Source organism: Psychrilyobacter sp., from assembly GCF_049671765.1.
GTDB lineage: Bacteria > Fusobacteriota > Fusobacteriia > Fusobacteriales > Fusobacteriaceae > Psychrilyobacter.
Map to the genome: position 1 here is coordinate 1 of NZ_JBATVM010000231.1, position 7,071 is coordinate 7,071.

At 31.8% G+C, this 7,071-nt stretch carries 7 protein-coding genes; 1 reads left to right on the plus strand and 6 read right to left on the minus strand.

Annotation, left to right across the window (positions count from 1 at the left end):
- The first annotated feature begins 116 nt into the window (after nt 1-116).
- Nucleotides 117-278, plus strand: a complete 162-nt coding sequence (locus WBG30_RS11005) for a hypothetical protein (protein WP_424504707.1) — start codon at nt 117-119, stop codon at nt 276-278.
- Between the two features lie 177 nt (nt 279-455).
- On the opposite strand, the gene WBG30_RS11010 is transcribed toward WBG30_RS11005, so the two are convergent.
- The 6 genes from WBG30_RS11010 to WBG30_RS11035 all read right to left on the minus strand — a co-directional run.
- Complete coding sequence (locus WBG30_RS11010; protein WP_424504708.1) at nt 456-1,847, minus strand: aminopeptidase; 1,392 nt, start codon at nt 1,845-1,847, stop codon at nt 456-458.
- The gene (locus WBG30_RS11015) at nt 1,847-2,833 is read right to left on the minus strand and encodes an ABC transporter ATP-binding protein (protein ID WP_424504709.1); all 987 of its coding nucleotides are present in this window, start codon (nt 2,831-2,833) and stop codon (nt 1,847-1,849) included. The genes WBG30_RS11010 and WBG30_RS11015 overlap by 1 nt, the downstream gene beginning before the upstream one ends.
- Nucleotides 2,814-3,851 carry an ABC transporter ATP-binding protein gene (locus tag WBG30_RS11020; RefSeq protein ID WP_424504710.1) on the minus strand — a complete coding sequence of 346 codons (1,038 nt, stop codon included), beginning with the start codon at nt 3,849-3,851 and terminating at the stop codon, nt 2,814-2,816. The genes WBG30_RS11015 and WBG30_RS11020 overlap by 20 nt, the downstream gene beginning before the upstream one ends.
- A gap of 13 nt (nt 3,852-3,864) precedes the next feature.
- Entirely contained in the window at nt 3,865-4,779 is a 915-nt protein-coding gene (locus WBG30_RS11025; RefSeq protein ID WP_424504711.1) for an ABC transporter permease, read from the minus strand.
- 11 nt (nt 4,780-4,790) lie between these two features.
- Nucleotides 4,791-5,741, minus strand: a complete 951-nt coding sequence (locus WBG30_RS11030; protein WP_424504712.1) for an ABC transporter permease — start codon at nt 5,739-5,741, stop codon at nt 4,791-4,793.
- Between the two features lie 75 nt (nt 5,742-5,816).
- Nucleotides 5,817-7,071 (minus strand): peptide ABC transporter substrate-binding protein (locus WBG30_RS11035; RefSeq protein ID WP_424504713.1); only part of this gene is annotated, 1,255 nt, incomplete at its 5' end.

A 7,071-nucleotide genomic window follows, 5' to 3' on the forward strand; every position in this document is an offset into this window, starting at 1 on the left:
GAATTGGAATTTAAATTAGAAATTATTACAGGAGATCTCGACTGGGTAAACCTATAGTAAAATCATTTATCACAAACCTAGTAATTATGAAAATCAGATTTAAGGAGGAAATTAAGATGAAATGGGATAAATTCGAGAAAATGAACAAAGATAAAATTGCTAGAAAAGAGCAGAGAGCTTCAGTAAAGGAGGCGGTTGATGAAATTAAAGAAAAGGAGGAGAAGAGGGCAATAATGATCTTGGCTAAAGTGTTAAGTCTAAATCTCAAAAATAGATAGTTAATTTATATCATTTTTACTTCTAAAAAAACTAGCCCACCTTTCAAACTAAAACATCCATCAGACTTCAATAATCTACACATATATAACGTAAATATTGTCTCATAAAAAGTTACACACAAAATTAAAAAAAACTGCAGGGGGTCCCCTACAGTTTTTCTTATTTTAACTTTATCTTTAGAAGTTATAAAATACTTTATAGGCTCTATAAATTTCATATACATCATATTTTGAAGCTAGCTCCATAGGTGAATGCATAGATAGTAATGCCGCTCCTGCATCGATAGTTCTAATACCATAGTGAGCTAAGAACATAGCTACTGTTCCCCCTCCACCTTCGTCTACCTTTCCAAGCATTCCAGTTTGCCATTTGATATTTTCATCATCAAATACAGATCTAAGTTCTGCTACATATTCTGCATCGGCATCAGATGATCCACCTTTTCCACCAGACCCAGTATATTTAGTAAGAACTATTCCATATCCTAATTTACTTGCATTTTGCTCATCATGAACAGATTTAAACAATGGATTAAGACCAGCATTTACATCAGATGATAGTGCATGTGAGTTCCATAATACTTTTCTTAAGATCTGATCGTTAAATTTATCTCCTAAGATTTTATAGATAATGTCACCCATAAAGTAATCTAAATATCTAGATTGTAATCCTGTAGAACCCATAGATCCTACCTCTTCTTTATCTGCTAAGTAACAGATAGAAGTTCTTCTAGGAGTTTCCTTTAGATCAAACATAGAGATCATAGAAGTATATCCACAAATTCTATCATCGTGACCATACGCTCCTACGATAGCTCTGTCAAGACCAATATCTCTTGCTTTTTCTGCTGGAACCAATTGTAATTCAGCTGAGATAAAGTCCTCTTCTACTATTCCATATTCATCATTTAATTTTTTTAGAATAGTGTACTTGAAGTGGTCTTTCATCTCACCATCTTTCATGGTAGTAGGAGTAGATCCCACAATAATATTCATCTCTTCACCTTTTAATACTTCACCAGCTTTTCTATCTCTTTGTACATGTCTATCTAAATGAGGTAATAGATCAGGAATTACAAACACTGGATCTGTAGGATCTTCACCGATAACTATATTTATTAACCTACCATCTTTTAAAGCTACCACACCATGTAGTGATAATGCTCTAGATGCCCATTGATATTTCTTTATTCCGCCATAGTAGTGGGTTTTTAAAAGTGCAAAATCACTATCTTCATAAAGTGGATTTTGCTTTAAATCTAATCTAGGAGAATCTACATGAGAAACTACAAAGTTAGCTCCTTTTAAAATGTCTTCTGTACCTATAACTGCTAAAATAAGATTTTTTCCTCTATTATTATAGAAAACCTTATCCCCAGCTTTTAAGGCTTCTACAGATTCTGCATCTACGAAACCATTAGCTTCAGCCATTTTTTGAGAATAGGTAATCACTTCTCTCTCTGTTTTAGCTGTATCTAAAAATTCTTTGTATCCTTCTGAAAAATCCATCACATTTTGTTTAACAGATTCATCGATGTCTTTCCATCCATTTTCTTTTTTGTAAAACATTATTTTCCTCCCTTTTTTATTTTTTCAAGTAAATGACAAGCACAACGATGATCTTCACCACATTGTATTAATTTTGGTTCAACCTCTTTACATATATCCATTACATATTTACATCTAGTTCTAAAAGCACATCCACTAGGAGGATCTATAGGACTCGGTAGTTCTCCTTCTAATTCAATCGAAGTTTTTTTATCTTCATAATCTGGATCTGCAATAGGTATTGCAGATAATAAAGCCTTAGTATATGGATGTAAACAGTGTTTAAATAAATTTTCACTGGTTGTAACTTCCACTAATTTCCCTAAATACATTACTCCTATCCTATCTGAAATATGTTTTACCATAGATAGATCATGAGCAATAAATAAATATGTCAATTTTAATTTTTTTTGTAATTTAATAAGTAAATTTACTACTTGAGCTTGTATCGAAACATCCAATGCAGAAATAGGTTCATCACAGATTATAAATTCAGGATTAATAGCTAAAGCCCTAGCTATTCCTATTCTTTGCCTTTGTCCTCCACTAAATTCATGGGGAAATCTAGAACCATGTTCTTTATTTAAACCAACTAATGTTAATAATTCATTTACTTTTTCCATTTGAGACTTTCTATCTCCAACTTTATGAATGTCTAAACCTTCAGATATTATATCCGATACAGTCATCCTAGGATTCAATGAAGCATATGGATCTTGAAAAATCATCTGCATATCTTTAGTTAACTCTTTCTTTTCTTTCTTATTTAAACTAGTAACATCTCTACCATTTAAAACTATAGAACCGTCTGTAGCTTCATATAATCCTAAAATAGTTCTACCAGTTGTAGATTTACCACAGCCAGATTCTCCTACTAACCCCAATGTTTCACCTCTTCTAATAGAAAAAGTAACTCCATCAACAGCTTTTAACCTCTTTTTACCCCCAACATCAAAATGTTTTTTTAAATTTTTTACCTCTAAAAAATTATCTATTTTCTTGTCCATGTATAGTTCCTCCTAATCCTAATGGTTTTTCAACCTTCGGTGCTTTCTTATGTTGTAACCAGCAATTTACTGTTTGTGTGTCTGAAACTACCGTCAACTCAGGTACATTTTCTTTACAGATAGGCATGCAAAATTCACATCTATTTGCAAAAGCACATCCTTTAGGAGGATACAAAAGATCTGGAGGAGTCCCATTAAGAGAATATAAACTTGATTTTATTTCTTGATCTACCTTTGGTACACTTCTCAAAAGTGCCCAAGTATATGGATGTTGAGGATTATAAAATATTTCTCTTCTTGTTCCTCTTTCTATTATTTCACCTGCATACATCACTTGAATCCTATCGGCAACACCTGCTACTACTCCTAAATCATGAGTTACTAGGATTACTGCAGTTCCAAGATCTATCTGCAATTCTTTTATTAATTTCATAATCTGAGCTTGAATAGTTACATCTAGTGCTGTAGTAGGCTCATCAGCTATAAGAACCTTTGGTCTACAAGACAAAGCTATAGCAATCATAGCTCTCTGTCTCATCCCACCAGAATATTGATTAGGATACTCTGAAGCTCTTTTTCTAGCACTTGGAATTCCAACAAGATCTAACATCTTAACAGCTTCTTCAAATGCTTCTTTTTTAGACATATTTCTATGTATAATCAAACTTTCAGCTACTTGATCTCCTACTTTCATTGTAGGGTTTAGAGAGGTCATAGGATCTTGGAAGATCATTGCTATCTCTCCACCTCTTAACTTTTTTAATTCCTTAGCGTTAAAATTTAATACATTTTTACCGTTAAAATTTATTTCTGCACCTTCTTTTATCTCAGCTGGTGGTGTTGGCAATAATCTCATAATTGACTTAGAAGTTACTGTTTTTCCACAACCTGATTCTCCTACTATAGCTAGAGTTTCCCCTTCATATAAATGAAAATCTACTCCTCTTACAGCTTGAACTTCACCTGCATATGTGTGAAATGATATCTTTAGTTTTTTTACATCTAATATTTTATTCATAGTCTATTTCCACCTATTTTCTTAATTTTGGATCTAACGCATCCCTTAAGCCGTCACCTAATAAACTAAATGATAACATAGTTAAAGCGATCATAAGAGAAGGATAGAATAATTGATAAGGATAAAACATAATATTTTCCCTTGCTGTTGCTGCTAAAGCACCCCAACTGGTATTTGGTATTTGAACCCCTAATCCCATAAAACTTAAGAACGCTTCTGCAAATATAAGCCCTGGTATTCTAAACGTGATTCCTACTATAATTATTCCCAATGTGTTAGGTATTAAATGTTTTATTATAACTCTCATAGGACTTGCTCCTAGAGAAATAGACGCCATAACAAATTCTTGTTGTTTAATCTGTAAAACTTGTCCCCTTACCATTCTAGCAGTACCTATCCAACCAAAAGCCGTTAAGGCAATGATTAAAGATACTATCCCTGATCCTAAATATAATGATAATAATATTACCATTACCAAACTAGGAATACTAACTAAAATTTCTATAACTCTCATCATATAGTGATCTACTCTTCCACCTGCATAACCAGATATCCCACCATAAAGAGTTCCAACAGTTATAGATATAAAAGTTCCTATAAGTCCAATAAGTAATGAAACACGTCCACCAATCCATACTCTTGAAAACATATCTCTTCCCAAAGAATCTGTTCCAAACCAATGTACGCTATTTGGAAATATATTTATAGAACTACTATCCGTAACTTCAAATTTATAGCCACTTAAGTAAGGTCCAATTATACATAGGACACCTAATAAAGTTAAGATAGCTAAAGATACCATAGCTACTTTATTTTGTTTTAACCTTCTCCAAGCATCTTGCCAATATGTAAGACTAGGTCTCATTTTTTCTTCTACAATAGAAGTAGAGAGACCTGTTATTATAAAATCTGAATCGTTGTAAGCCATTTTTCTCCCTCCTATCTTTTATTTGTAAAAACTTTTATTCTAGGATCTACCATTCCATATACAATATCTACTACTAATAATGAAAAAATATAAAGAGCATTTATTATCACTGTTTGCCCTAATATCTGGGTAAAATCTCTATTAGTTATTGCTGATACATATACCTGTCCAAATCCTGGTATCCCAAAAATTGATTCAATTACAAACGATCCTATAATAACTCCTGCAATTTGAGGTCCTAATATAGTTATTGCAGGTAAAATAGCATTTCTCAAAACATGTTTTGTTGCTAATTGAAAACCTGTTACTCCTTTTGCTTTTGCTGTTAATATATAATCTTGTTGCAATACATCCAAAACACTAGCTCTCATATACCTAGCATACGTCGCTATAATTCCAAACGAAAGCGCTATTGTCGGCATTATACTAAATTTTAACTGCTTCATTCCAAATTCACTTGTCCAACCTACAGTTGGTAATAATCTAAATTTTACAGATAAAAAATATTGTAGTCCTGTTGCTAAAACAAAACTTGGAATAGAAACTCCTAATATAGCAATAAACATAACTACATGATCTGGCCACTTATTCCTTTTATATGCTGCAATTGTACCTAATGTAATTCCTGTAGTTACTCCAAATATAAGAGCTTGAACATTTATCCTTAGTGATGGTGGAATAGCATCTGAAATAACAGTTTTTATAGGTCTTCCTATATAAACCAACGATTCTCCAAAGTCACCATGTAATAAGCCTTTCATATATAAAAGATATTGAGTGAATAAAGGCTTATCTAAACCATATTTAGCGTAAAAGTTTGCTTTCACTTGATCTGGTAGATTTCTAGCCATGGATGCCAAAGGATCTCCAGGTACCATTCTAACTAAGAAAAACACTAGTGTTATAACTATAAGTAGTGTAATTAACATTGAAAATAGTCTTTTTAAAATATACCTTAACATATTTACCTCCAAAAAAAACATACTGAAAGTGAAAAACAAATTTCACTTTCATAGTTTTTTATAATTTATACTTTATTATTCTCTACCTGAAATATACACACCTTTATAGTTATACTTTTGAATAACTGAAGGGTTATATCCTTTAACATATTTTCTAATCAATGTATTTTTCTTTCTATATAGTGTAGGAGCTATTGCTGCATCCTCTACCAATAATAATCTTTCTGCTTGTTTAAAATACTCTGTTCTTTCCTCAGAATCTGTTGTGTTTGCAGCTTTTTTTAATAATTCATCATATTTTTCACTTTTGTACCCTGTATTTACAATGCTGTTTGTAGACATCCATAGATCTAAGAATGTGTTAGGATCATTATAATCTCCAGTCCATGCTGACCCTGCGAAATCATAATTCATTTCTTGTACTCTTTTTTGGAATACTGGCCATTCTACAAATTCAGCTTTCATATTTACACCTAGTCTCTTTAAATAAGACTGTTGCATATACTCAGTATATTTTCTATACCACGAAGATGATCCAGAAGCTAAATAAGTTATATCCATGTCTGCAGGGTTAGTAGACAGTCCTAACTCCTCTAAACCTTCTTTCAATAGTTCTTTTGCATCTCCCTTTACTTCTTTTAAAGGTTCATTTTCATATAACTTATCTCCTACACTGATACCTCTAGCTACAAATCCATATGCAGGTTCAAATTTTCCATTAAATATGACATCGTTCATTTCTTCTCTATTAACTGCCAATGAAAAAGCTCTTCTAATTTTTGCATTTTTAAAATACTTATTTGTTTGATTAAAGTATGAATAATTTGTTCCTAACTCATATTTTATCTTAGTGTCAAAATCACCTGTAGACTGGAATTTATCTAACCATTCTGGTTTTGTAGCATTCCCAATATCTGCTTGTCCATTTAACATTAAATTCATTCTTGAATTTTCATCAGTAACTATACTAAACGTCAATTTTGTTAAGATAACATTTTCTTGATCCCAATAAGAGTCATTTTTCACAAATATAACTTTATTACTATGAATCCATTTTTCTAATTTAAACGGACCGCAACTAAGTAAAGTTTCTGCCTCTGTACCATATCTATCTCCATATTTTTCTACCATATCTTTTCTTTGAGGAAAAAAAGTAGAAAAATATGCTAATTGCATCATATACGCTGTTTTTTTACCTAAAGTTATTTGTAGAGTTTTTTCATCCAAAACTTTTATTCCTACACTCTCTTTATCAACTTTACCAGCATTATATTGATCTGCATTTTTTATAGGTGACATCAAGAATGCATATATAGATCCTGTATTAGGG